Source organism: Mesorhizobium sp. C432A (genome assembly GCF_030323145.1).
Classification (GTDB): Bacteria; Pseudomonadota; Alphaproteobacteria; order Rhizobiales; family Rhizobiaceae; genus Mesorhizobium.
The window spans coordinates 1,927,144-1,950,351 of sequence record NZ_CP100470.1 but is presented as its reverse complement, the minus strand read 5'-3'; the positions used below and the strand labels follow the sequence as shown (position 1 = coordinate 1,950,351).

24 protein-coding genes and 1 tRNA gene are annotated in these 23,208 nt (G+C 60.5%); 16 read left to right on the top strand and 9 right to left on the bottom strand.

The features are described 5' to 3' along the window. The first annotated feature begins 2 nt into the window (after positions 1-2). Positions 3-1,823, top strand: coding sequence for an AIPR family protein (locus NLY33_RS09445; RefSeq protein WP_023707542.1), 1,821 nt, complete (start codon positions 3-5; stop codon positions 1,821-1,823). Here NLY33_RS09445 and NLY33_RS09440 read toward each other — a convergent pair. Continuing rightward, entirely contained in the window at positions 1,820-3,388 is a 1,569-nt protein-coding gene (locus tag NLY33_RS09440; protein WP_023707541.1) for a DNA cytosine methyltransferase, read from the bottom strand. The two genes, NLY33_RS09445 and NLY33_RS09440, sit on opposite strands and share 4 nt — an antisense overlap. 100 nt (positions 3,389-3,488) lie before the next feature. On the opposite strand from NLY33_RS09440, the gene NLY33_RS09435 reads away from it, so the two are divergent. Further along, a complete protein-coding gene (locus NLY33_RS09435; protein ID WP_488505117.1) occupies positions 3,489-3,896 on the top strand; it encodes a very short patch repair endonuclease in 408 nt (135 codons plus the stop codon). Between the two features lie 744 nt (positions 3,897-4,640). On the opposite strand, the gene NLY33_RS09430 is transcribed toward NLY33_RS09435, so the two are convergent. Next, complete coding sequence (locus tag NLY33_RS09430) at positions 4,641-5,141, bottom strand: hypothetical protein (RefSeq protein WP_023707538.1); 501 nt, start codon at positions 5,139-5,141, stop codon at positions 4,641-4,643. A gap of 323 nt (positions 5,142-5,464) precedes the next feature. Between NLY33_RS09430 and NLY33_RS09425 the strand changes: the two genes are divergently transcribed. Continuing rightward, positions 5,465-7,909 carry a phage/plasmid primase, P4 family gene (locus tag NLY33_RS09425; RefSeq protein ID WP_023707537.1) on the top strand — a complete coding sequence of 815 codons (2,445 nt, stop codon included), beginning with the start codon at positions 5,465-5,467 and terminating at the stop codon, positions 7,907-7,909. Between the two features lie 87 nt (positions 7,910-7,996). Here the strand turns inward: NLY33_RS09425 and NLY33_RS09420 are convergent, their stop codons facing one another. Next, positions 7,997-8,374, bottom strand: a complete 378-nt coding sequence (locus NLY33_RS09420) for a hypothetical protein (protein ID WP_156932563.1) — start codon at positions 8,372-8,374, stop codon at positions 7,997-7,999. A 790-nt stretch (positions 8,375-9,164) separates the two neighbouring features. Next, positions 9,165-9,386, bottom strand: a complete 222-nt coding sequence (locus NLY33_RS09415; RefSeq protein WP_023707535.1) for a DUF6471 domain-containing protein — start codon at positions 9,384-9,386, stop codon at positions 9,165-9,167. A gap of 136 nt (positions 9,387-9,522) precedes the next feature. Between NLY33_RS09415 and NLY33_RS09410 the strand changes: the two genes are divergently transcribed. The 3 genes from NLY33_RS09410 to NLY33_RS09400 all read left to right on the top strand — a co-directional run bounded on the left by NLY33_RS09410 (position 9,523) and on the right by NLY33_RS09400 (position 12,439). Continuing rightward, entirely contained in the window at positions 9,523-9,861 is a 339-nt protein-coding gene (locus NLY33_RS09410) for a hypothetical protein (protein WP_286439674.1), read from the top strand. Next, positions 9,803-10,483: a hypothetical protein gene (locus NLY33_RS09405; RefSeq protein WP_023707533.1), complete on the top strand. Its 681-nt coding sequence runs from the start codon at positions 9,803-9,805 to the stop codon at positions 10,481-10,483. The genes NLY33_RS09410 and NLY33_RS09405 overlap by 59 nt, the downstream gene beginning before the upstream one ends. Before the next feature lie 1,116 nt (positions 10,484-11,599). After that, positions 11,600-12,439 (top strand): tyrosine-type recombinase/integrase, encoded by an 840-nt coding sequence (locus tag NLY33_RS09400; RefSeq protein ID WP_198020324.1) that lies wholly within the window; start codon positions 11,600-11,602, stop codon positions 12,437-12,439. Positions 12,440-12,445: 6 nt separating this feature from the next. Here the strand turns inward: NLY33_RS09400 and NLY33_RS09395 are convergent. Further along, a tRNA-Leu gene (locus tag NLY33_RS09395) sits at positions 12,446-12,530 on the bottom strand. 206 nt (positions 12,531-12,736) lie between these two features. Here NLY33_RS09395 and NLY33_RS09390 point away from each other — a divergent pair. Both NLY33_RS09390 and NLY33_RS09385 read left to right on the top strand, forming a co-directional pair. Beyond that, a complete protein-coding gene (locus NLY33_RS09390) occupies positions 12,737-13,321 on the top strand; it encodes a YqaA family protein (protein ID WP_023673756.1) in 585 nt (194 codons plus the stop codon). A gap of 62 nt (positions 13,322-13,383) precedes the next feature. After that, on the top strand, positions 13,384-13,902 hold the full coding sequence (locus NLY33_RS09385) for a disulfide bond formation protein B (protein WP_023685317.1): 519 nt from the start codon (positions 13,384-13,386) through the stop codon (positions 13,900-13,902). A 267-nt stretch (positions 13,903-14,169) separates the two neighbouring features. Here NLY33_RS09385 and NLY33_RS09380 read toward each other — a convergent pair whose 3' ends face one another. Then, positions 14,170-14,727 carry an HNH endonuclease gene (locus NLY33_RS09380; protein WP_008874122.1) on the bottom strand — a complete coding sequence of 186 codons (558 nt, stop codon included), beginning with the start codon at positions 14,725-14,727 and terminating at the stop codon, positions 14,170-14,172. 127 nt (positions 14,728-14,854) lie between these two features. After that, entirely contained in the window at positions 14,855-15,496 is a 642-nt protein-coding gene (locus NLY33_RS09375; protein WP_023685318.1) for a DNA-3-methyladenine glycosylase family protein, read from the bottom strand. Positions 15,497-15,570: 74 nt separating this feature from the next. On the opposite strand from NLY33_RS09375, the gene gluQRS reads away from it, so the two are divergent. Further along, complete coding sequence (gene gluQRS / locus NLY33_RS09370; RefSeq protein ID WP_023704304.1) at positions 15,571-16,446, top strand: tRNA glutamyl-Q(34) synthetase GluQRS; 876 nt, start codon at positions 15,571-15,573, stop codon at positions 16,444-16,446. Here the strand turns inward: gluQRS and NLY33_RS09365 are convergent, their stop codons facing one another. Further along, the gene (locus NLY33_RS09365) at positions 16,447-16,764 is read right to left on the bottom strand and encodes a hypothetical protein (protein WP_245260927.1); all 318 of its coding nucleotides are present in this window, start codon (positions 16,762-16,764) and stop codon (positions 16,447-16,449) included. A 189-nt stretch (positions 16,765-16,953) separates the two neighbouring features. Here NLY33_RS09365 and NLY33_RS09360 point away from each other — a divergent pair, with 189 nt between their 5' ends. Beyond that, positions 16,954-17,829: a DMT family transporter gene (locus NLY33_RS09360; RefSeq protein ID WP_027050717.1), complete on the top strand. Its 876-nt coding sequence runs from the start codon at positions 16,954-16,956 to the stop codon at positions 17,827-17,829. On the opposite strand, the gene NLY33_RS09355 is transcribed toward NLY33_RS09360, so the two are convergent. After that, positions 17,826-18,677 carry a YihY/virulence factor BrkB family protein gene (locus NLY33_RS09355; RefSeq protein WP_023671675.1) on the bottom strand — a complete coding sequence of 284 codons (852 nt, stop codon included), beginning with the start codon at positions 18,675-18,677 and terminating at the stop codon, positions 17,826-17,828. The genes NLY33_RS09360 and NLY33_RS09355 overlap by 4 nt on opposite strands. Before the next feature lie 60 nt (positions 18,678-18,737). On the opposite strand from NLY33_RS09355, the gene NLY33_RS09350 reads away from it, so the two are divergent. From NLY33_RS09350 to NLY33_RS09325, 6 genes are all read left to right on the top strand, one after another. After that, entirely contained in the window at positions 18,738-19,604 is an 867-nt protein-coding gene (locus NLY33_RS09350; protein WP_084013621.1) for an SDR family oxidoreductase, read from the top strand. Positions 19,605-19,628: 24 nt separating this feature from the next. Continuing rightward, positions 19,629-19,820: a twin transmembrane helix small protein gene (locus NLY33_RS09345; protein WP_023671673.1), complete on the top strand. Its 192-nt coding sequence runs from the start codon at positions 19,629-19,631 to the stop codon at positions 19,818-19,820. Positions 19,821-19,839: 19 nt separating this feature from the next. Further along, positions 19,840-20,421 (top strand): cob(I)yrinic acid a,c-diamide adenosyltransferase, encoded by a 582-nt coding sequence (locus tag NLY33_RS09340; protein ID WP_023704306.1) that lies wholly within the window; start codon positions 19,840-19,842, stop codon positions 20,419-20,421. A gap of 29 nt (positions 20,422-20,450) precedes the next feature. Then, positions 20,451-21,251: a rhomboid family intramembrane serine protease gene (locus tag NLY33_RS09335; protein ID WP_023685321.1), complete on the top strand. Its 801-nt coding sequence runs from the start codon at positions 20,451-20,453 to the stop codon at positions 21,249-21,251. 214 nt (positions 21,252-21,465) lie between these two features. Further along, a complete protein-coding gene (locus tag NLY33_RS09330; protein WP_023685322.1) occupies positions 21,466-22,215 on the top strand; it encodes an electron transfer flavoprotein subunit beta/FixA family protein in 750 nt (249 codons plus the stop codon). Between the two features lie 20 nt (positions 22,216-22,235). Then, the gene (locus NLY33_RS09325) at positions 22,236-23,165 is read left to right on the top strand and encodes an electron transfer flavoprotein subunit alpha/FixB family protein (RefSeq protein WP_023704307.1); all 930 of its coding nucleotides are present in this window, start codon (positions 22,236-22,238) and stop codon (positions 23,163-23,165) included. Positions 23,166-23,208 lie beyond the last annotated feature (43 nt).

Here is a 23,208-nt window from a genome sequence, read left to right as displayed (position 1 = left end):
CATTGAGCTTAGACGATTTTCATCGAGATTACCGATCCGACATACTTGCGACGGTCGCAGAGCGAGTTGCCTCCGATGAGGGGCCGTTTCCATCCGAGGAACTTATCTTCGCGGAGATGGTGATGGAACACATCTCGCAGGTTGGCATAAGCGAAAGCCCGACGATCTGTCACTGGAACGGGACTATCGGCAACGCCAAGCTCAGAATCACGGGTTACGCTCTTTCCTCGGACGAGACAGCCTTGGATCTTTTCGTCACCCACTACTTCGGCACCGACATTCTGAACGAGTTGAAGGATGCTGAGGCCGCAGCCACTGCCGGCGAGGGCGTGAAGTTTCTGCTCAAGGCGGCGAGCGGTAACCTTGAAGCCAAAATCGACCCGACGCATCCCGTCAGGAACTTGGTGAGTACCATAAGCAGCCGCTGGCATGGTCTCGACCGCCTCCGGGTTTTCGTGATGACGGATGGTCTCACCAAGAGCAAACGGTTTGCGAGCAAGGAAGTGCAAGGCAAGATGGTGTCCATCGAGGCGATGGATATCGAACGCCTGTTCAGGCACACCGATGGAAAGCCGCGCGATGAGCTAGCCCTGAGCCTTGTCCAATCGATTGGTCGTGCGCTGCCGTGCGTCCACGTACCTGACCCCGACGCCGACTATGAGTACGTGCTGACGGCGATCCCCGGTATTGTCATCCGCGACCTGTACCTCAAGTTTGGGTCGCAGTTGCTGGAAGCAAATGTGCGGACGTTCCTTGGGGCGAAGAAGACCGTGAACAAGGGAATCATAGAGACCTTGCGAAGGGAGCCAGAGCACTTCTTGGCGTTCAACAATGGTCTCGTGCTTGTCTGCGATGAGGCGGATTTCGAAAAGACGGCGGATGGAGGTCGTGGGCTATCATTTCTGAAGGGCCTGCAGATCGTCAACGGCGGCCAGACCACCTCTTCGATCTATTTCGCATCCCGTGATGACAAGACCCTCGATCTCAGCCACGTTATGATTCCCGCGAAGATCATCATTCTAAAAGGCAGCAACGACGACGCGCGTGAGAAGCTAATCAGCAACGTCTCGAAATTCGCCAATAGCCAGAATGCGGTCAAGCTCTCGGACCTGTCCGCCAATCGGCCATTCCATGTCCAGCTTGAGAAGCTGGCTAACGACACTTGGTGCCCGGATGGCTCCACGCGCTGGTTCTATGAACGGGCCGCAGGCGCGTACAATGTCATGCTCCTGCGGGATGGAACGACACCGGCTAAGCGGAAAAAGCTGCAGGAAATCATCGCGCCCAAGCGCAAGCTCAGCAAGACCGATGTCGCCAAGTATCATGAGGCTTGGCGAGGCAAACCCTCGCAGGTGGCAGCAGCCGGCGAGAAGAATTTCGCTGCCTTCATGTCTGCGTTGGATGAAAATCCGTCGTTGGTACCGAACCCAATTGACGCCAAATGGTACAAGGGACTGATCGCCAAGGTCATTCTGTACAAGGCGGTGGAGCAGATGATCAAAACGAAGGAAGCCAAGGAGATCTTCCGGCAAGGATGGGTCAACATCGCGACCTACGTGCTTTCGGTCGTCGGTGACCGACTTGGCAACCGGTTAGATCTGGAGCAGATCTGGCTGAAGCAAGACGTATCCAAGCCCTTTCGCGAACTGCTTTGGGAGTGGTCCGTTACGATCAATGCGGAATTCGACAGGGTTGCTCCAGGGCAGCAGATCTCAGAAGTGGCAAAGCGATCCACCGTTTGGGATCAAATCCGCGTGGCGACGTTTGCCCCCCCCGGCAAAGGCATCCCCGAGCTGAGTCAGCGACAGACGCCTGAGGTTTAGACGGCAAGAATCTCCTCACGGACATCTTGGTTCTTGGACGCGCTCTTATCGAGTGCCGAGTGGATCAATTTAGCGATCTGTCGGGCTAGAAAAGGGGGCACAGCATTGCCCACTTGGACATACTGTTGCGTCCTGTTGCCCATGAACAAGTAGTCGTCCGGGAATGTCTGCAAGCGAGCAGCTTCCCGTACAGTCAGGCTGCGGCACTGCAGCGGATCCGGGTGAATGAAGTAATGCCCGTCCTTTGAGATGTGGCTGGTGACCGTGGTCGATGGTTCGCCGGCGATCTGGACACGGAAGCGGTCGGAAAAGACACCCGTGTGCCAGTTCTTGTGGTTAGGCACCAAGCTGATCGGGAACCCCTCGGCCTTCGGGCTCCTGCCGTGCAGCTGGCCATAGGCCGCAGCAAAGAGATAACGCCCCAAATCGGATCGCATATGTCCACGGGTTTCATGCTGAGCAAGAGCCAAGAGCTCAGGTCGCTCGATCCATCGGGAGAGCTCGTCGTTCGATTGGCTGTAACCGGCCGGTAATGACTTTGCCGAGCGACTAATGGCGTTGCTGCCCGGCAGGCGTTCGGCTACTTCGCCGAGCAATCGGCCCAGATCCGACGAGCCGCCGACATCGTTTGAGAGGGACGACGCAGCGGCTATGACAGTGGATAGCCAAGCCTCAACACCGTCTTCACGGCTGACTCCGCTGCGCAGCGCCGGCAGGTTGCCAATTGCATCGCTTACCGTCCGTGGTCGGGCTAGGGCGATGGCGGTGTCCACTGTTCCGGAAATCTGGTCGGACCGCACACCAACGATAATTACACGATGGCGATTCTGCGGCACTCCGAAAGCCTCCGCTCTCACGATGAAGTCGGCTGGGCGGCTTGCCTCCTCCAGACGCGCAACGCCATCGGTGACCCTAATTGCCCTGAGTTCATAGCGAGCCGACCCATGTGCACCAAGCGACGAGAGGTCCTCAATGAGCATCTCGAATACCAGCCTGCTTTCCACCGTGGAAGAGAGCATGCCCTTGACGTTTTCCATAATAAAAACCGCAGGCCTAAGGCGTTCTAAAACTCGAATGTATTCTCGAAACAGGTAATGGCGGGCGTCCTTTTCAGGGACATAGTTCGCCTTTCCTCTGGATCGAGAGCGGCCGACAAGAGAGTACGCCTGGCAGGGTGGTCCACCGATTAGAATGGTGTCGTCGAAATTCGAACGCAGCTTGCCAATGGCTTTGTCAATCGCGACGGTCGCGTGATCAGTGCCGAGTTCGAGACGACGGGCTTCCCCGGTCGCCTTCTTGAACGCGGCAGGATCGACCTGTTCCCAGTCGGGTTCATTCGATAACCCGGCATGAAAGTCAATAAACTCGCGGGGCAGTCGGCCATGTCGGGAACGAAACTCTCGAAGGAACGCCCGTAAGCACAAAGTGCGGTGAGCCGAACCTTCCTTCTCTATGGAAATGCCGATGTGAAATGGAGTGCGTCCAGCCTCCTCGTAGGATGCAAAGCCTTCTCCAAGGCCGCCAGGGCCGGCGAACAGGTCAACGATTCCAAAGCTACGCGCCAAAATCGACTCTCGATCAGATTGATTAGCACATATATCACTTGTACAGTTCGAAACCAGGTGGCACGTGGCCGACATAGTGGACAAGGTAACCAGATCCCGGATGATGTCTGGGATCAGGGGAAGCAACACCAAACCGGAGAAGGAGCTTCGAGCGGCCCTGCACGCACGTGGCCTCCGATATCGGCTTCACGCGAAAAACTTAATTGGCCGACCCGATCTGGTGTTCCCGAAGTTTCATGCTGCTGTGTTCGTTCACGGATGCTTTTGGCATCGGCATGAGGGATGCCGCTACTCCACAATGCCCTCGACTAGGCGAGAATTCTGGGAGCAGAAGTTTGCGGCCAATATCGCACGCGACAGGCATGTCGAACAGGCACTGCTTGATACCGGTTGGCGTGTTGCCACAGTCTGGGAGTGCGCCCTAAAGACGCGGAGTCAAGTTGTAGAAGTAGCGGACCGGATTTGGCGTTGGTTAGGGTCGCACGAACAGTGGCTGGAAGTAGGCTAGACCTGCGGGAGGTTCACGCTCTTCACACGCTTGGCAGACCTCGGGTCTTGGCCGAAAGCCGAAGAAGCTCCTTGGAGATGGCCTCGCGATGGTCAGGCTCTCAGATGCTGCTGTGTGGCGATCGCGCTTCTTCCTCGACTAATCTCCCCAGTTCTACTCTTCACCCGTGAGAAGGCGCCGCAGACCGTATCCACCTTGCTCGCAGGGACGGGATGGGGCGGTTGGCTCGCCCCACCTTCCCTGTAACAATTTTGGTCCTTGTGGAGATTTCCGGAGATGCGGGGCCAACTAAGTTTCTCGCTGAAGTTCTTCAGTGACGCGTTGCGACGCTTTCCCTCTACCTTTGGGAACCTGACGCGGCTGACCAGGCAAGCCTGACCCATTCGACGGCACCGCGATAACAACCTGCAGAGGCCGATCGCAGCAACCGCCGACCGACCTGATTGCGAGGAGCCGGCCCCGTAGGAAGACCCTTCCCCAAGCTCGGAGCTCGGCACAGCGTTATCGAAAGCTCTTCTCTTTGGCGAGCCGTCGATCGCTCATTCGTTTCCCCAATTGTATTCGCCGTTCAGGTAGAAGATGTCCGCATCCTGTCCAAACGCGGCCGAGTTAGGGAGTGCTACATGATGCTGAACGAACTGAACAACTTTGTGGAGGTCGTGTTCTCTATCTTCCGCATACTCAACATCAACATGATACACCCTGCTAAACAGTGTCGAGATTTCTTCGCTGTCAATGATGAAGTCAGAGGTCGGATAGCCGGAAACCAACCGCTCTAAGGCGTCGAAAATCATGTGCCTTCCGGAGAGTGGGAAGATACATGTCCAGCCTTTCAGCATAGGCCTTGAGTGCGATCTCAGCCACTTGGGCTGATGGTGCATTTGCAACCAACGTCGAGGCAGGGTCAAGAGGGCCGAACTCACTCGACTTCCCGACCCAGATTTCGCTTGCACCCGCGCACATCAGGGTTCCAGCACCCTTGCAGGGGCCCAAGGCGAAGATGCCGGTTGCATCCCCGTACCTGCCCATCAAATACCGCATGATTTTGTAGGCGATTTCGGCACTCCCTCCCATGGTGGTGAGGAAAATGAACAAATGTGCCGCCGGATCTTTCCGGACTTCAGTCTCCATGATCACACGATCAAGCGCATACCGGTCGATTTCTGCGTTAATGTAAAGCAGATCTGCATCCCAAGCGTCTGCCAGACCATTAGCTGCCCTCTCTAGGCGTTCAAAAGGCTTCAATTGGTAGACCTTTCCATCTCAAGCGCCGATGCGCCATTGCGCTGGCTTCGCAACGTGGAATGGAGCTGCCCCACAAGCGTTTCTAGAGTAAAGACTCACTTACCCTATAGTAATAGGAAAATTGTCTTACCCTATAGTAATACAGTTGGTAATGAAAACGATCGCATCCAGATATGTGACCTCACAGCGGAGGCCTCCTGTCGCTCAAGATGATTATTTTCCGTCCGGGCTCTTAACTCAGGCCAGCCCTGAACCCTTCGGAGAAGAAGCACGACCAGCAGGGTCAGCCTTTGCGCCACATAGATTTGTAAACGAGGTTACAAGTGACAGTTTTCTTCGATGAAGCGCCGAAATATTGGGCCCTTGGCAAGCCCGCGATCCCTCTCCGGGCCGGCTTCAAGAACCCGTGGATCGATGCGTGGCAGGTTTTTGCCGATCGCATGCCCACCGAGCGCGAGCAACACATCTGGTTGCAGCAAAAGGGCAACGGCAACATCGGTCTGCCGATGGGTGCGGCCTCTGGCGTGGTCGCGCTCGACGTCGACAGCGACGACCCGCGTGTTCAGCGCATCATCGACCAGCTCCTGCCAAAGTCCCCGTGGCGCCGTGTCGGTAAGAAGGGCGCCGCCTACGCATATCGGTTCGAGGGTGAGCGCACCTTCCGCGTCAAGGACGCGACGGGCCAGATGCTGCTCGAGTGTCTGTCCAAGGGCACGCAGATCGTTCTGCCGCCGTCGATCCACCCGGACACGGGTAAGGCCTACGCTGCGAATTGCGACCTGATCGAGGTGATCGGCGCCCTCCCCGCGCTTCCCAAGGGCGTCGAGGGCATGCTGCGCGAGGCACTGAAGGCTGAAGGCTTCGAACTCTCGTCCTCGGGCAACACCAAGATCACGTCGTTCGTGCCGGCCGGCGCGCGCGACAACGCGCTTGTCTACAACGCCGGCCTGCTGGCCCGCGCCGTGACCCGTGGTGAGCGCACCCTGGTCGAGGCTATGGGTGAGATGAAGGCCTGGGTCGAGAGCTACACTGAGAAGGTGGCCGGTGATGAGGTTGACGTCAGTAAGGCGCAGACCAAGGTCGTCGACTTCCTGCTGCGTGATGTGCTCGGCAACAAGCGGAAGGCCCTCCCCCAAGGCTGGGACGACGGGCTCACGATCGACGATAAGGAGAAGCTGGGCCTCGTCTTCACCGACGAGAACGAGGCGTGGGACGCCGAGCGCATCGTTGCCCATCTGGTCAGCGAGTTCGAGCGCCATGTCACGCCTGACACCGCCGGCTGGACACGCGCCATTGAGTTCTCGCTCGATCGCATCGCCCGCAGCCACGACTTGGGCAACATCGACGAGGAGCGCATCCTCAAGTTCATCGTCTCGCAGTCCAAGGGCTCCCTGACGGTCACCACGCTGCGCAAGGAGCTTCAGAAGCTGCGCGCCGGCGACATCATGGGCACCGACCACTCCGAGATCGCCAAGGCGGCGATCAAGGACCTGGAGGTCTTCGGTGATATCAGGTTTCACAGGGGCCAGTTCTGGCAGTGGAAGGGCGCGGCTTGGGAAACCGTCGAAAAGAGAATCTTCGTCAACCATCTGGCCGAAGAGTATCGCCATTTGCCGGCCTGCAAGCGCTATAGTGACCTCACCCAGATCGTCGCGTTGATGGGCAACTTGCTCGCCCGCCCGCTGCACACAATCGCCATGCCCGGCGTGAACTTCGCCAACGGCTTCCTGACCACCGACCTGGAGCTCAAGAAGCACTCGCCGGACTACGGTTGCACCTACGTGTTGCCCTACCGTTACCAGGAAGACAGCCGCTGCCCGCAGTTTCTCCAGATGCTTGACGATTGCTGGGGGCAAGATGTCGACCGTGAGGACAAGGCCATGGCACTCCAAGAGGCCATGGCGGTCACCCTGATGGGCATGGCTCCCAGCTATCAGCGTGCATTTTGCCTTTTCGGCGCAGCTCACAGCGGTAAGTCCCGCATCTTGGAAATCCTTAAGGGCCTAGTGCCCCACGGCAGCTTCTCGTCAATCCCGCCGACCGAATGGGACGACAAGTTTTTGCCGGCGCAAATGGCCGATAAGCTGGTCAACTTCGCGGGCGAGATTTCCGAGAAGCGCGAGATTGCCGGCGAGATCTTCAAGCAGGTCGTGTGCGGGGAGTCGATGACCGCCCAGCACAAGAACCAGGCGCCGTTCGACTTCAACCCCAAGGCGGCTCAGTGGTTCGCATCGAACCACGCGCCCAAGACGAAGGACACCTCCGATGGCTTCAACCGTCGCTGGCTGTTCATTGAGTTCCCGCGCAGGATCCCGGACGCGAAGAAGGTCATCGACATCGACCAGATCATCCTGGCCTCCGAGCGCGAGCAGATCGTCGCGTGGGCTCTGCAGGGGCTTTCGCGGCTGAAGCAGAACAAGGGCTACTCCATCCCCGCCAGCCACCAGGTGGTGATCGACGACATGGCGAACCAGAACAACTCGGTCCGCTATTTCTTGTCCCAAGGCCATCGTCTGCGGGTCGGGAAGCTGCAGCACGAGGGTGTTAGCGCTTCGAAGACGCGTACGCCGGGAGACGTGCTCTACGACGAATTTTTGACCTTCTGCGCGTTGGGAGGTGGTGGTGTGCGAAGGGTGTCGCCGTCCAAATTTCACGGGTTGATGCGCGAACTGGCGGAGGCGTTCAAGTTTGAGGTGCATCGGGAACCACGGAACGGCGGCTTCGACTTCGAGTACAACTACGTCACGGTCATGTCGTCGACGAGGTAAGCACCAAATGGCAGGCGCGGATCTATCCGCGCCTGCCAGCTCTATGGTTCTGGGACACAGAGATGGCGGTCGCGAGGTGTAGCTCAGTTATGCTACGGCGCGAGCGCGACGGAGGATCTCCGCCAGCATCTCGGGGTTGGATGTCACGGAGATAACCTCGTCCTCAGTCACCTCGCCGTCGATCAAGCTCTGCACCTCAAGCTCGATTGCTTCCAGCTCTCGGTCACTGAAGTTCTCCGAACTGCCGATCCGCGGGTCGCGCCAAGACGACTTCGGTCTGTCGTGGCATCCAAAAGAAGTCTCCTCGATCACCCGGTAATGGTGCGGCTCGATGCACGCCTCTAGGCCGCAGTTGTTCCGGACCTGGAAGCCGCGATGATCAACGAGACACAGGGGTACACGCACCGGGTTACCGACACCCTTAAGATATGGTCGCCCTTTTTTGAAACGGCCGTCCCAGACCAAGTGGTCGCCCACGCGGCGGGACCGGCGGGCGACACGAACAGGAAGCGGTATTTTAGGGCGGGCCATTAGTCACTCTCTAGTTGATCGCCCTCGTCATGTGGGGTGTTTGGGGGGCACCGGCGAGGCCGTTTTTGAAATCACTACAGAGATTTTTATCCTATAGTATCTCCTACTTCTGTCAGTCCCGAACCAGCAAGAATTGGTACCCCCTTTATCCCCACCAAATGGAAGAAGTAGAGAAATATAGGTTTGGACGTCGCCCGACGTGCGGCATTTCCGATCTATGCTTGCCAGCTCCTTCACCCCGCCGGCTCTCCGGTCCGCCGTCAGCCGCCGGTGGCCTTCTCGACGTTTTCGGCCTTCCTGTCGGGGATAAGCATTAGAGTGATCGCCCAGAACCTCCATGCTCGCACGCGAGAAGAAAAATTGGCTGAGGGCCGAATTATCAGCCCCCCGCCCGCGCCACCGCCCGATCCCGGCAGGTCCCCGAGACGAGCCGCTAAACGGTCCTCACCGGAGCCGAGTCTGAGCGGGCGCAAGCGCTAGCGCTGTCGTAGGCCCACAGAGCCCAGAACTACCGGTTGGAGCAATCTCTGAGATCGAAGCACCGGCAACGTGTACAGCCGTCCGACCTGACGTATGTTCGAAGTGGAGAGCACCTCAGCGTGTGTCTGTGCCTGCGTCAGAACCCCGACCCGGTCCGTGGGCCCAACTCGACTCTCAATAGGGTTACGATCGTTGCGTCCAAGTCGGGTGCGTAGAGGAGCCGTAGGCGCTATTCCCATCCAGGTCAGTCGAGCTTCAGCCTCTGCGAGCCTATCGCCTGGAGACACTGCGCGAAGAAAACGGCGGTGAAGCTCCCTCGTGAGAGCTTGTTAGCGATGTTCACCTCTTTTTCGTGAACTCCGATATCGGCCAGCCTTTCGACCAGATCGGCGTAGCTGAGCCCCCGCAGTTTCAGCTCAGCCTTCACCAGCCCGCTGAGCAGCCGCTGCCATTCGGTCTCGGTCATCGGGACATTCTCCGCGAAAAAAATGTTGCTCGACCTATTGCGTGGCGCGTCTTCATATTTATCTATCTCAAACCTTCTGTTTAATACTGAAAAAGATATATTAGTTACCACTCAAGCTCGATTAGGAACTCACAACATGACCATCGACCACACAACGGCAAAAGTGCTGACCAACCTCCTGCGCGAACTCTCCTCGGAACTGGACCTTCATCACGAAGATGACGAGTTCCCTGCCCTTAAGGCAACGATTGAAACGCTGCGATGCGCTGCCACCCTGATGACGGACGCGGGCCACAAGACCCTGAAGTCTACCACCATGTCATGCGCCGCTTCGAACGCTCGACTCGCTCCTAACATAGCGATCCAAGGCAAGAATTTCACGGTGCCGCGCCACCCCCCTCCACAGGACTTTCAAAATGATCGAACCATTCGACCCCTCCATTTCGAGCTCCGACTATCTGGCCCTGGCGCGTGAGCGACACCGGGCCAGAACATCCAGGCTGAAAGAGGAGCTTGCCTGGATGCTGGACGACGAGACCTACGACTGTGGGCTCAACAAGGAGCATGTCGCTATCCTGATTGACCCTCCCAACTGGAACGCCGTCGTTCGAGATGAGGACAGGAAACCCAGGGTCTTCCTGCATGCCCAGATTAACCAGAAGGGCAACGCGCAGATCAGCTGGGCGCGCGGGGAACTGGATATCCTGTATGACGAGGACTTCCTGAAGAGATATGTGGATGCCGCCCGGGCGGCTGACTCGGGCCCGTGGCGGGGACTTGGGGAATTGATGTGGTGGAGGGGCTATGAGCTGCTAGTAGGCGATGTCACCCGTCACAAATCTCCTGCGGCCACGGCACTTTTGTACGCGCATGCAGCCCGCCTCAACGACGTCGCGTCGTACCTAGCCAAGCACGTGACCTTGGTCGGGGCAATGGGGCTCAGCTTCACCTATCAGGATGGCGAAGTGAACTCAGCGGACTTCGTGCCAACCATTTCGCATGACCAGCTGCAGGAAATGATCAAGGAGCGCGGCCGTCGGACGACAGCAAGACTTTGGGAGGCCGTTGAGCGTATGGCCAAGTTTGATCCTGAATGAACCTCTCACGCTCTGCCCCTTCTCCATCCTTCCTCAGCAGCCATGATCATCCAGTGGTCCTCCTCGGCGCCCGCGTTCGCTCACGGCTCTCGCTGCGCTCTTCGCACGCCGATTGGGCTTCGTACCCTCCTGGGCGTCTCTCGGGAGCGGCCTCCCCGGCCTGTACACAGTTGCAGGATCGAGGAGCGACGGTACTGCCAGCTGGATCTTCGAGCGCCATTCCCCTCCTGCAGCTCGGCCGCCGGCTGGGACGTTTTGGAACCGGCTCGGCCGTGGATCTTTCGATCACCCGCGCGCAATTAGGTCCAGTGGGGAAGGAGTACACGCTTTTTCCTCCTTTGAGACTGACCGATGGCGGGTATGGACCTACCCTCGGCCCGCAAAAAAATTCGCGTTTTCGGGTAATAGCACTCGCCTCCGCAGGCCTGCGATTACGAAAACCCGCTCCCCCTATAGTACCACGCTAATGACCCATAGAACCGCGACATGGGCGGAACTAGATCGAGGTGCGTTCCACATAATTTGAGCCCGAAACCGTATGAAGCGACCGTCAAGCCGACTGCCAGACAACCTCGCCCCTGTTGCGGTCAATATTGACCAAGCTGCCGCGCTCGTCGGGATCGGAACGTCTTTGTTCACCCAGCTAGTTGCCGCCGGGCAAATGCCAGAGCCACGGCCGATTGCTTCACGCCTGCTTTGGGACGTGGAGGAGGTCGTTGCCGCTTTCCGCGCGATCCCGCATCGGGGCGAGCCTAACAGATCGGGCACGTCGTCCCCATCAACCAACCCTTGGAACTGATGCCGAGAAAGCTACCAAAAGGCGTTTCCCATGATCGTGACCGGCACGGAAACGTGCGCCTGTACTTTCGCGCCCCCGGCCGGTCCAAAATTCGGTTGAGGGAACGACCGGGAACGCAGGAGTTTGAGACCGAGGTGGCTTGCGCTCGGCTTAACGTTCCCTACTTGCCCCTGAAGACCAACGGGGTTGCGGACCGGCATGAACCAGTGTCCCAGCGATCTTTTCGATGGCTGTGCCAGGAGTACAAGCGACGTGTAAGGCTGTCCCCAAAGATCCTGGCCCGGCGGTCATCGGTTCTCGATGAAATCTGTGACAGCTTGCACAAGGGCGGTAGCAAACGGGGGGCACTCCCTTTTGACCTGCTAGAGCGGAAACACGTTCTTGAGATTCGTGACGATCTTCGTTCGACACCAGGCGCACAAAACGAGGTCGTCAAGGTCATCTCGGCCATGTACGGCTGGGCAGTCGAAAATGACCTCGTCAAGACCAATCCAGCTCTCGGCGTGAAGCGCCTCAGGTCGGGTGACGGATTTCATACATGGTCCAGGGGGGAAGTGCGCCAGTTCGAAGCACGCCATCCCCTTGGCAGCAAGGCACGTCTGGCACTGCATTTGGGTTTGTTCACAGGCCTCCGTCGTCAGGATCTTGCGATCCTTGGACGCCAACACGTGACGAATGGATGGCTGCACATCCGTCCCCAGAAGACCAGCAAATCGTCAGGTGTGGAAGTCGAACTTCCCCTGCTTCCTGAGTTGCGGGCGACGATCGACGCTACTGCCTGCGGCGACCTAACCTTCCTGGTCTCAGAGTGGGGAACACCGTTCACGGTCAATTCGCTGGGCAACAAGATGCGAGACTGGTGCGATCAAGCAGAGCTTCCGTACTGTACGCTCCACGGCCTGCGGAAGGCAGGGGCCACCATAGCAGCCGAGAACGGCGCCACGGACGAGCAACTCATGGCGATCTTCGGATGGACCACCAAGCAGCAAACGACGCACTACACGAGGAAAGCGCAACGCCGCCGGATGGCCGGACAGGCCGCCCACCTCTTGGCCATCCCGGAACAAAATCAGGACGAAATTGTCCCACCAAAAAAGTCGACGACGAAAAGTGGGACAAAAATCGCAAAAAGCTCCGGCAATTCAACACCTGAATGAAGGTGGTGGTGCCCCTAGCCGGAATCGAACCAGCACTCCTTGCGGAACTCGATTTTGAGTCGAGCGCGTCTACCAATTCCGCCATAGGGGCTCAGGCCCAAAGGCCTGGATGGGCGCGGACTATACGGTTGGAGGCGTGTTCGTCAACTGGCCAAATGCGCCGCCGTGCCCTGCTTGCGGCAAAAGCCCGCCTTTCTGTTTCGTGAAGCTCCTGCCATTGTGCGGCGCGGAAAATCTTTCTAGACAGACGCGCATCAAAGCGCGTTGCGTCTGGGCAACCTGCATCCAGGAGAGCCGATGCTTCGCGGACTTTACGACTGGACCTTGTCGCTGGCCGCCCGCAAATCCGCCGAATGGTGGCTGGCCTTCATCGCCTTCGTCGAAAGCTCGGTGTTTTTCATACCTGCCGACGTCTTGTACCTGCCCATGGCGTTGGCGCGGCCCGAACGCGCCTATCGCTATGCGCTGACCGCTACTGTCGCGTCGGTGCTGGGCGGCATTGCCGGCTGGCTGATCGGTTACTATGCCTACGACACGATAGCACGGCCGATGCTGGAGCACTTTGGCGGCCTTGACGCGTTCGAGAGGTGGCAGTCGGCCGGCACCGGGCTGATGCTGGTGCTGCTTGTCACATCGGGTGCCGCCCACTTGCCGCCGATCAAGGTGGTCACCATTCTGGCAGGCGCCCTCCACGTCAATCTTTTCGTCTTCATCGTCTCCGCCATCCTGGCGCGTGGCGCTCGTTTCCTGCTTCTTGCCTGGCTGCTGCGCCGCTATGGCGAAGAGATCAAGGAATTCATCGAGAAGCGTTTGGGATTGATCGTCGGCGCCGGCGCCGCTGCCCTGATTTTGCTCTATATCGTCGTCAAATACGCCTTCTGACCGCCCAAGGCGGGCGGTGGGTCAGGACTATGCCGGCGGACGGCGAATTCAACGGACGAAACATGACAGCCACGATGACAGCCGATACCGGACGCCAGCGGACGCGCACCGCTTTGTTTCTCGCCGTGGCCATGGCCGCCACGGTCGGCTCCGCGCTCGCCTTCCAGCACATAGGCGGCTACATCCCCTGCCATCTGTGCCTGGAGCAGCGCACGCCCTATTATATCGGCGCCCCGCTGATGCTGCTGGCGGTGATTACCTCGATGCTTAGCGCGCCCGCATGGCTGACGCGCGGCCTGCTTGCCGTCGGCGGCCTGCTGATGCTCTATGGGCTCTATCTCGGCGTCTATCATTCGGGCGTCGAATGGGCCTGGTGGCAGGGCCCGGCCGATTGCACGGCCGGCGCCGGCCCGGTCGACACCGGCGGCAAGGGCGTGCTCGACGCGCTCGACAAATTCGTGCCGCCATCCTGCGACAAGGCAGCCCTTCGTATCCTCGGCCTGTCGCTGGCCGGCTGGAACGCCATCGCCAGCTTCATCCTCGCCGCCGTCGCCTTTCGCGGCGCGCTGGCCCGCGATTAATCAAGTGCGAGGTCGCGCCATACGGCCAGTCTCTAAATGTTGGCACCGCCCCTCATTGCCCTGCCGGGCATTTCTCCCCGTATAGTGACGGGGAGAAAGACGCAGTCATCAATGGTTTCGCCAATCCCGAACGCTGAAAGAAGGGCGCCAAATTTGCAGCCAATTCCCTATCTCCCCGTCACTATACGGGGAGAAGGTGGCGGCAGCCGGATGAGGGGCAGCACCTGACATCGGCGATTGCCCTGGCAAGGCCGATCGCGCCAATCCCTACGGCTCCAACTCCACATCCCAGTAGAGATAATCCATCCAGCTTTCATGCAGATGGTTAGGCGGGAACAGCCGGCCATTGTTGTGCAGGTCGTGCACGGTCGGCTGGTAGGGCTTCTGCAGCGGCCACATCTTGGCGTGCGCCGGCATCATGCCGCCCTTCCTCAGATTGCAGGGTGAACAGGCGGCCACGACATTCTCCCACGTCGTCGCCCCGCCGCGATGGCGCGGGATGACGTGGTCGAAGGTCAGATCCTCGGGCGTGCCGCAATACTGGCACTGGAAGCGGTCGCGCAGGAACACGTTGAAGCGGGTGAATGCCGGGTGCCTCGACGGCTTCACATAGGCCTTCAGGCTGACGACGCTGGGCAGCTTCATCGAAAAGGTCGGCGAAGACACCGCATGCTCGTATTCGGCGACGATGTTGACCCGGTCGAGGAACACCGCCTTGATGGCGTCCTGCCAGGACCAGAGCGACAAGGGGTAATAGCTGAGCGGACGGTAATCCGCATTCAGCACCAGCGCAGGAAGCCCATCCGGAGATACGGCAACCGTCACTTGTTGACCTCCTCGTTCTAGAACCGATCGGCGCGGATACTGTAAGCCCGACATGACAGGGATGTGAAGCGGATTGTCATCAGCCAAAAGCGGCAAAAATGCAGGATTTTCATGCTTTTTTAAGGTTTCAGGCCGGAGGTGCTGCGTCCCGGCCCCTGGTTTCGCGATAATAGGACCAGAAAAGCCGCGATGCGACACCTCGCCACGGGCTCCATGATTCGGCCAGGGCGATCAGCGTTTTCTCCGGCGGACGCGGCTCGATGCCGAGCGCGTGGCCGACCGCGCTCTGCAGCGCGACGTCGCGCGCGGGGAAAATATCGGGGTGGCCGGCGGCAAACAGGAGATAGACTTCCGCCGTCCACGGGCCGATGCCCGGCACCGCGATCATAGCCGCGATCGCCTCTTCGGCGTCGAGCGAACAGAGGTGATGCAGGTCGAGCCCCTCAACCACGGCCTGCGCAACCGCGATCAGACCGCGCTGCTTCGGCCGCGACAGCCCAGCCTCACGAAACATGTCCTCGCCGGCGGCAAGGATCGCCTGCGGCGTTAGCGGATCGACCAGTTTCACCAGCCGGCCGAAAATGGCATCGGCGCTCGCACGGGATACTTGTTGCGAAACGATAATGGAGGCCAGGCTTCGAAAGCCGGGCTCCGACAGCCGCAGCGGCACCTCGCCGGCCATGCCGCGCACCTTTTCCAGGCGCGGATCGATTGCGCAAAGCGCATCCAGCCCGCGCGCAATATCGTCCAGTGTCGCGATGCGTTGCATGTTTTCTTGTTCCTGAACCGACCTCACGGTAGCAATTGGCAAAACCGCTGCACAACCCGATTGCCGCTTGTGAGATGACGCTCCTGACATTCCGCTTCGCGCCGAGCCCGAATGGCGAACTGCATCTCGGCCATGCCTATTCGGCACTGCTCAACCAGCAACTGGCGCGTGCGGCCGGCGGCCGCCTGCTGCTGCGCATCGAGGACATCGACACGATCCGCTGCACGCCTGAATTCGAGGCCGGCATCTTTCGCGACCTCGAATGGTTAGGTCTCGAATGGGAACAGCCGGTGCGGCGCCAGGCCGAGCATTTCACCGACTATCAGGCCGTGCTCGACCGGCTGGTCCGCGAAGAACTCGTCTACCCTGCCTTTATGAGCCGTGGCGAGATCAGGGCCTTCATCGCCGACAGCGAAAAGCGCCGCCGCGACTGGCCGCGCGACCCGGACGGCGTGCCGCTTTATCCCGCCGCCGACAAGGCGCTGCCGGTCAGCGAACGCAACCGCCGCATCGCCGAAAATGCGCCCTTCGCCTGGCGCCTCGACATTGATGCAGCGCTGGCGCGCGTCGGCACGGATTTGTCCTGGCGCGAATTCACCAACGAGACGCTTTCGGCGACGCAGCGCGTCGAGGCGCGTCCGCAGGACTGGGGCGACGTCATTCTGGCGCGCCGCGACATCCCGACCAGCTATCACCTGGCCGTCGTCGTCGACGACGCTCTGCAAGGCGTCAGCCATGTCGTGCGTGGCCGCGACCTCTATTCCGCGACCGGCATCCAGCGCCTGCTGCAGGAATTGCTCGGCCTGGGCCAGCCGCAGTATTTCCACCACCGTCTCATACTCGGTCCGGATGGGCGCAAACTGTCGAAGAGTTTTGCTGATACCGGCCTTGCCGCGCTGAGGCAGGCAGGCATGTCGCCGGACGAAGTCAGGCGGCTGGCCGGGCTATGACTAAAGCCGGGCCAGCCCCGCCTTGAGCAGCGCCAACGCGCCGATAAACGCGAAGGCGCCGCCCAGTCCCCAGGCAACCGCGAGCTTCAGATCTCTCAGGACGATGCCATGTTCGTTCGCGGCCATGACCGCGGCGAAAAAGCCGAGCGTGAACAGCAATGTGTTGCCGGTCGACCCAAAACCGTCCTCCTGCATGATGGCGTCGAGCGCTGAGCCGAAGAAGAAGCCGAACACGGCCACACTGGCCACCGTCATCAACAGCCAGCTTGTGTCGAGATGCAACAGCATGCGCGCTCCCTGTCGAAGCCAAAACGCCATGTCGCCGGATCCATCGACAGAAGTCGATTGCCCTGACGCCGCCCTTTGAATTCGGCCACCTCCTACATCAGGATGAGCTTATGTACCAATTGTTTCGCTTTGCTTGCCGGATTGAACCGCATTAGAGCAATTGCCGTATTTGTCTCTTCACCGAATCGGACCTCTCCACCGGAAACGGCTTCCCCGAAAATGCACAGTCTCAAGCGGTTCATCCCCGCCTCGTTTGTCGTCCTATGGGCGACAGGTTTCATCGGCGCGCGCTACGCCATGCCCTGGGCGGAGCCCTTCACCTTTCTGGCAGCCCGCTTTGTCATCGCGGCCTTGCTGCTTGCCGGGCTGATGCTCGTGCTTGGCTCGAAGCGAGCCACAAGGGCAGAAGCGCTTCACGCCACGGTCGCCGGCATCCTCATGCATGGCATCTATCTCGGCGCCGTGTTCTGGGCGATCCACAGGGGCATGCCCGCCGGGCTTTCGGCGCTGATCGTCGGCCTGCAACCGCTGATCACCGCCGTGCTTGCCGGCCGGTTCCTCGGCGAGGCCATCCTGCCGCGCCATTGGGCCGGCCTTGCCGTCGGCCTTGTGGGAGTGATCATCGTGCTGTGGCCGAAGCTCGGCGCTCTCGGCGGCGGCGTTACGCCCGAAACCCTGACGGCGTCGCTGGTCTCGGTGCTGGGCATGAGCGCCGGGACCATCTGGCAGAAGCGCTATGCCTCGGGTGGCGACCTGGTGGCGGCGACGATGTGGCAATATATTGGCGGCGGCTCGCTGATGATCCTGGCTTCGCTGGCACTGGAGACCCACACGGTGATCATCAACGGCGAACTGATCTTCGCCATGGCCTGGCTGGTCCTGGTGCTGTCGATCGGCGCCATCTTCCTGCTGATGGTGATGATCCGCGACGGCGAGATGTCGAAGGTCGCGTCGCTGTTCTACCTGGTGCCGGCCGTCACCGCTGTCATCGCCTGGGCGCTGTTCGGCGAACGGCTCAGCCTCGTGCAGATCGTCGGCATGGCAATCGCGACGCTCGGCGTCGGGCTGGCCACGGCTCGGCCAGCCAAAACCTAGCTGCCGACACGTGCGCGCGCTTCGAGAAAGCGGCTGATCGCCGCATTGAGTTCGCCGCCGAGGATGAAGATCGCCGACAGCATATAGAGGAAAACCACGGCGATCATGATCGAGGCGAGGCCGGCATAGGTCGTCACATAGGACGAGAAATGGTCGAGGTAGGTCGCGAACATCGTCGAGCCGACAAGCCACGCAGCCAGAGTGAAAATGATGCCAGGCACCAGCGAGACAAAGCGGCGCTTGCCCGCCGGCAGCCAGTAGTGGACGGCAAACAAGCCACCAATGATGACGGTTGAGGCGATGACGTAGCGCCACAGCGTGATCGTGCCCGTATAGGGTTTGATCCACTCGAAATGAGCTTCCGCCAGCCGCGCCAGCAAAGGCGCAAAGACCAGGAGCACGCTGATCGCCAGGAAACCGGCCGTCGCGATCAGCACGAAGAAAATGCTCTGCACCCGGCGGTAGATGATGCCGCGCGTTTCGGCGACGCGGTAGGCGCGGTTGAGCGAGGTGCGCAGTGCCTCGATGCCGTTGGAGGCGAAATAGGCCGCCAGCAGCACGCCGTAGGTCAAAAGATCGGTGCGCCGCACGGTCAGCACGTTGAGCACTTCGCGCGCGATAGGCTTGGCGATCTGTTCGGGCCAGGTGTCGAAGACCAGGTGCACGGCAGTATCGGCGAACGCCTGCGCGCCGAGGAAGCTCGCCAGCGTGGTGGCGAAGATCAGGAACGGGAACAGCGCCATCAGCGAAGTGATCGCCAGATGGCTGGCCATGGCCCAGCCGTCATCGGTGTTGAAATGGCCAAGCGCGTCATAGAGCACGCGGCGCAGCACGACGATATTCCGCATCAAGAGCCGCGTTCCCTTCGATTGTCTCGACGCCGCGAATATGGGAAGGGATTGTGGCAAATGGCAACCCTTGCTCAAACCACGACGCCGCCTGCCAAAGAGTTGCGCACCATCATCGTCACCGGCGCCTCGTCCGGGATAGGCGCCCACTGCGCCCGTGCGCTGAAGGCGGATGGCTGGCGGGTGCTTGCAACGGCGCGCAAGCCTGAAGACATAGCCGCACTCGAAGCCGATGGCATCGAAGCGTTTTACCTCGATTACCGTGAGCCGGACTCTATCGAAGCCCTTGTGGGCTCGGTGCTGGAGCGGACAGGCGGACGCCTCGACGCCCTGTTCAACAACGGCGCCCATGCACAGCCCGGCGCCGTGGAAGACCTGCCGGTTGCGGCATTGCGCGAGCAGTTCGAGGCCAATTTCTTCGGCTGGCACGACCTCACCCGACGCATCGTACCGGTAATGCGTCGCCAGGGACATGGCCGCCTCGTTCATTGTTCCTCCATCCTTGGGCTCGCGCCGGTGCCTTTTCGCGGCGCCTACTCGGCCTCCAAGCACGCGCTCGAAGGCCTGATGCTGTGCATGCAGCAGGAACTCAGGGGCAGCGGCATCCATGTCTCGCTGATCGAACCGGGGCCGGTGACCTCGAAAATCGCCAGCAACGGGCTGTTCTGGTTCCTGAAAAACATCGACCACGAGAATTCCGTCCACCACGTCGCCTATGCCACGCAGCTGGCGCGGCTTCGGGCCGGCGGCAGCTCATCACGGCTGAAAAAGGGGCCGGAGGTGGTCTATGCGGCCTTGCGCCATGCACTTCTGTCGCGGCGCCCGCGCCCGCACTATGTGGTAACAGTGCCGGCCAGGATTGGCGTGATGCTCAAGCGCATCCTGCCGGCATCGATGCTCTACCGCGTTCTGGCCGGACGCGCCTGATCGCAACAGAACTGGGAACAGATCATGGCAACCGTCATCAAAGTCCTCCTCGTCCTCGTCATGGTCGCCGTGGTGATCGTGCTTGTCCGCGGCCTCATCAACATGATGCGCGGCGGCTCCGGTGTGAGCTCGAACAAGCTGATGCAGGCACGCGTGCTGCTGCAGGCGCTGGCGTTGGCACTGATCCTGCTGGTGGTGTATTTCACCCGCAAGTGACGGCCGTTCGGGAGGCGACGTGGTCAAGCTCAACAAGATCTACACCCGCACCGGCGATGACGGCACCACTGGCCTCGGCACCGGTGAACGCAGGCTGAAATCCGACCTGCGCGTCGATGCCTACGGCACCGTCGATGAAGCCAATGCCTGCATCGGTATCGCCCGCCTGCACACAGCGGCAACTTATCCCGCCATCGACGCCATGCTGTCCCGCATCCAGAACGATTTGTTCGACCTCGGCGCCGATCTCGCCGTGCCCGACGACGGCAAGCCGCTGGGCTACGAGCCGCTGCGCATCATCGCCTCGCAGACCGACCGCGTCGAAAAGGATATCGACCTTCTCAACAAGGATCTGCAGCCGCTCAAATCCTTCGTGCTCAATGGCGGCACGCCGGCGGCGGCAGCACTTCATCTTGCCCGCACCGTGGCGCGACGGGCCGAGCGGATCATGGTGGCGCTGGCGCAGGACCCGGCCGAACATGTCAATCGCGAGGGGCTGAAATACATAAACCGCGTCTCGGACTTTCTGTTCGTCGCCGCTCGTGCGGTCAATGACAACGGAAATGCCGACGTGTTATGGGTGCCCGGCAAGAACCGCTGAATTTTCGAAGGCGGGAAAGGGCTTGGGGCATGTTCATCCCGCTTTACGACTCCAACAGGTTGCGCCACATCCGGCTGCAATATGTGACGATCGGCCTGATCGCGGTCAACGCGCTTGTGTTTCTCATCACCACGATCGGCGGCGAAAATTTCAACAACGCAGCCGTGCTCGGCTTCGGCTTCATTCCTTCGGTTGTCCACGACACGGCAGAACTCTCGCCCCAATTCGTCGTCATTCCCGAGAGCCTGAGTTACCTTACCTATGCCTTCCTGCATGCCGATATCTTTCATCTCGGCGGCAACATGCTGTTCCTGTGGGTGTTCGGCGATAATGTCGAGGACGCACTCGGCCACATCCGCTACCTCATCTTCTACCTGCTTTGCGCCATCGCCGGCGCCTTCTTCCAGGGGCTCGTCGCCTGGAGTTCGGAGGTTCCGCTGATCGGTGCCTCCGGCGCCATTGCCGGCGTCGTCGCCGCCTATCTGGTCCTCTACCCCCGGGTGAAAGTGTGGGTGCTGGTCTTTGCCCGGATTCCGCTGCGTATCCCGGCCTTCATCCCGCTGATCCTGTGGATCGGCTTCCAGGTGGTGATGTTTGCCGCCGGCGGCGAAAACCAGATATCCTGGGCCTGCCATATTGGCGGCATCATTGCCGGTGGCGTGCTGGTGCTCATTATGCGCAGCCGCGGCGTGCCGCTGCTCGCCGGTGGCGACGGCGAGCCGCAACCCGCCGATCAGCCAGCCGCTTCTACTGGGCCGGCGCCAGCCGGTCCCGCTCCCGTGCAACCTGAGACGCGTTGGGGCCGGGGTGGCGCTTCCGGTCACAAGTGAACCGATTTGGGTGGTTTGGCCGCTGCCGTGGCATATTGACGTGTTGCGTCGCCACAACTACGGAGAGCGCCACCGCTAGGCGGCAGAAGACCAGAATTCGTCCGGCCAGGATTCCGTTTGGCCGGAATTCAGTCAGGAATGTCGGCTTTCGACAACTCTGCGGAGGCGCACGCTGCTATAGCGCGCCCGGATATCTCAGGAGAGGTGACAGACAATGAAGATCCTTGTGCCCGTGAAGCGGGTTGTGGATGCGAACGTCAAGGTTCGCGTCAAGGCCGATGGTTCGGCGGTGGAACTCGCCAACGTCAAGATGGCGATGAACCCGTTCGACGAGATCGCGGTGGAAGAGGCGCTCCGGCTGAAGGAAGCCGGCAAGGCCGAAGAGATCATCGTCGTTTCGGTCGGCCCGCAGCAGGCGCAGGAAACGCTCCGCACCGCGCTCGCCATGGGCGCCGACCGCGCCATCCTGGTCAAGACCGACGAGCAGACCGAGCCGCTCGGCGTCGCCAAGGTGCTGAAGGGCGTCGTTGACGCCGAACAGCCCGGTCTCGTGATCCTCGGCAAGCAGGCGATCGATGATGACTCGAACCAGACCGGCCAGATGCTGGCCGCCCTGCTCGGCTGGGCACAGGGCACTTTCGCCTCCAAGGTCGTGATCGACGGCGACAAGGCCAAGGTGACGCGCGAAGTCGACGGCGGCCTGCAGACGGTGGAACTGAAGATGCCGGCGATCATCACCGCCGATCTTCGCCTCAACCAGCCGCGCTATGCCTCGCTGCCCAACATCATGAAGGCCAAGAAGAAGCCGCTCGACGAAAAGAGCCCGGCCGATTACGGCGCCGACGTCAAGCCGCGCCTGAAGGTGCTCAAGACCGAGGAGCCCAGCGGCCGCAAGGCGGGCGTGAAGGTCAACAGTGTCGCCGAACTGGTCGACAAGCTCAAGAACGAAGCCGGCGTGCTCTGAGACTGGAAGGAACAGATAAAATGACCATTCTCCTCATCGCAGAACACGACAACGCCAGCCTTTCCGACCAGACCGCGAAGGCGCTCTCGGCGGCGCTGCAGATCGGTTCGGACGTGCATGTGCTGGTCGCCGGCAAAGGCGCCAAGGGCGCGGCCGACGCCGCCGCCAAGCTCAAGGGCGTGAGCAAGGTGCTGCTGGCCGAGGCCGACGAACTGGCCGAGCGCCTCGCCGAACCGCTCGCCGCACTCGTTGTCTCACTGGCCGGCGCCTACGACACCATAATCGGGCCGGCGACCTCGTCGGGCAAGAACGTCTCGCCGCGCGTGGCGGCCCTGCTCGATGTCGCGCAGGTCTCCGAGATCATCGAAGTGGTTTCACCAGACACGTTCAAGCGGCCGATCTATGCTGGCAATGCGATCCAGACGGTGCAGTCTACCGACGCCAAGAGAGTCATCACTGTGCGCACCGCCTCCTTCCAGGCTGCCCCCGAGGGCGGCTCGGCAGCTGTCGAGACGGTGAAGGCCGCGGCCAATCCCGGCCTCTCCACTTTCGTCGAGAACAAACTCTCGGAAACCGACCGTCCGGAACTGACCTCGGCCAAGATCATCATTTCGGGCGGCCGCGCGCTCGGCTCCTCGGAAAAGTTCCAGGAAGTCATCCTGCCGGTCGCCGACAAGCTCGGTGCAGCCGTCGGCGCCTCGCGCGCTGCCGTCGACGCCGGCTACGCCCCGAATGATTGGCAGGTCGGCCAGACCGGCAAGGTCGTGGCGCCTGACCTCTATATTGCCGTCGGTATTTCCGGCGCCATCCAGCACCTTGCCGGCATGAAGGATTCGAAGGTCATCGTCGCCATCAACAAGGACGAGGAGGCGCCGATCTTCCAGGTTGCCGATTATGGCCTGGTCGGCGACCTGTTCGTCATCCTGCCGGAACTGCAAAAGGCGCTTTGACGCTTTCTGCCAAAGCGTATTAAATTGTGAAAGGGTGGGGTAG

Bases quoted from the DNA above. Each gene is read 5' to 3' on its own strand.
- NLY33_RS09335 (WP_023685321.1), top strand. From the start codon at position 20,451: ATGTTCATCCCGCTTTACGACTCCAACAGGTTGCGCCACATCCGGCTG.
- gluQRS (WP_023704304.1), top strand. From the start codon at position 15,571: ATGACGCTCCTGACATTCCGCTTCGCGCCGAGCCCGAATGGCGAACTG.
- NLY33_RS09390 (WP_023673756.1), top strand. From the start codon at position 12,737: ATGCTTCGCGGACTTTACGACTGGACCTTGTCGCTGGCCGCCCGCAAA.
- NLY33_RS09350 (WP_084013621.1), top strand. From the start codon at position 18,738: ATGGCAACCCTTGCTCAAACCACGACGCCGCCTGCCAAAGAGTTGCGC.
- NLY33_RS09385 (WP_023685317.1), top strand. From the start codon at position 13,384: ATGACAGCCACGATGACAGCCGATACCGGACGCCAGCGGACGCGCACC.
- NLY33_RS09355 (WP_023671675.1), bottom strand. From the start codon at position 18,677: ATGCGGAATATCGTCGTGCTGCGCCGCGTGCTCTATGACGCGCTTGGC.
- NLY33_RS09345 (WP_023671673.1), top strand. From the start codon at position 19,629: ATGGCAACCGTCATCAAAGTCCTCCTCGTCCTCGTCATGGTCGCCGTG.
- NLY33_RS09405 (WP_023707533.1), top strand. From the start codon at position 9,803: ATGATCGAACCATTCGACCCCTCCATTTCGAGCTCCGACTATCTGGCC.
- NLY33_RS09365 (WP_245260927.1), bottom strand. From the start codon at position 16,764: ATGGCGTTTTGGCTTCGACAGGGAGCGCGCATGCTGTTGCATCTCGAC.
- NLY33_RS09435 (WP_488505117.1), top strand. From the start codon at position 3,489: ATGATGTCTGGGATCAGGGGAAGCAACACCAAACCGGAGAAGGAGCTT.
- NLY33_RS09325 (WP_023704307.1), top strand. From the start codon at position 22,236: ATGACCATTCTCCTCATCGCAGAACACGACAACGCCAGCCTTTCCGAC.
- NLY33_RS09415 (WP_023707535.1), bottom strand. From the start codon at position 9,386: ATGACCGAGACCGAATGGCAGCGGCTGCTCAGCGGGCTGGTGAAGGCT.
- NLY33_RS09375 (WP_023685318.1), bottom strand. From the start codon at position 15,496: ATGCAACGCATCGCGACACTGGACGATATTGCGCGCGGGCTGGATGCG.
- NLY33_RS09410 (WP_286439674.1), top strand. From the start codon at position 9,523: ATGACCATCGACCACACAACGGCAAAAGTGCTGACCAACCTCCTGCGC.
- NLY33_RS09360 (WP_027050717.1), top strand. From the start codon at position 16,954: ATGCACAGTCTCAAGCGGTTCATCCCCGCCTCGTTTGTCGTCCTATGG.
- NLY33_RS09330 (WP_023685322.1), top strand. From the start codon at position 21,466: ATGAAGATCCTTGTGCCCGTGAAGCGGGTTGTGGATGCGAACGTCAAG.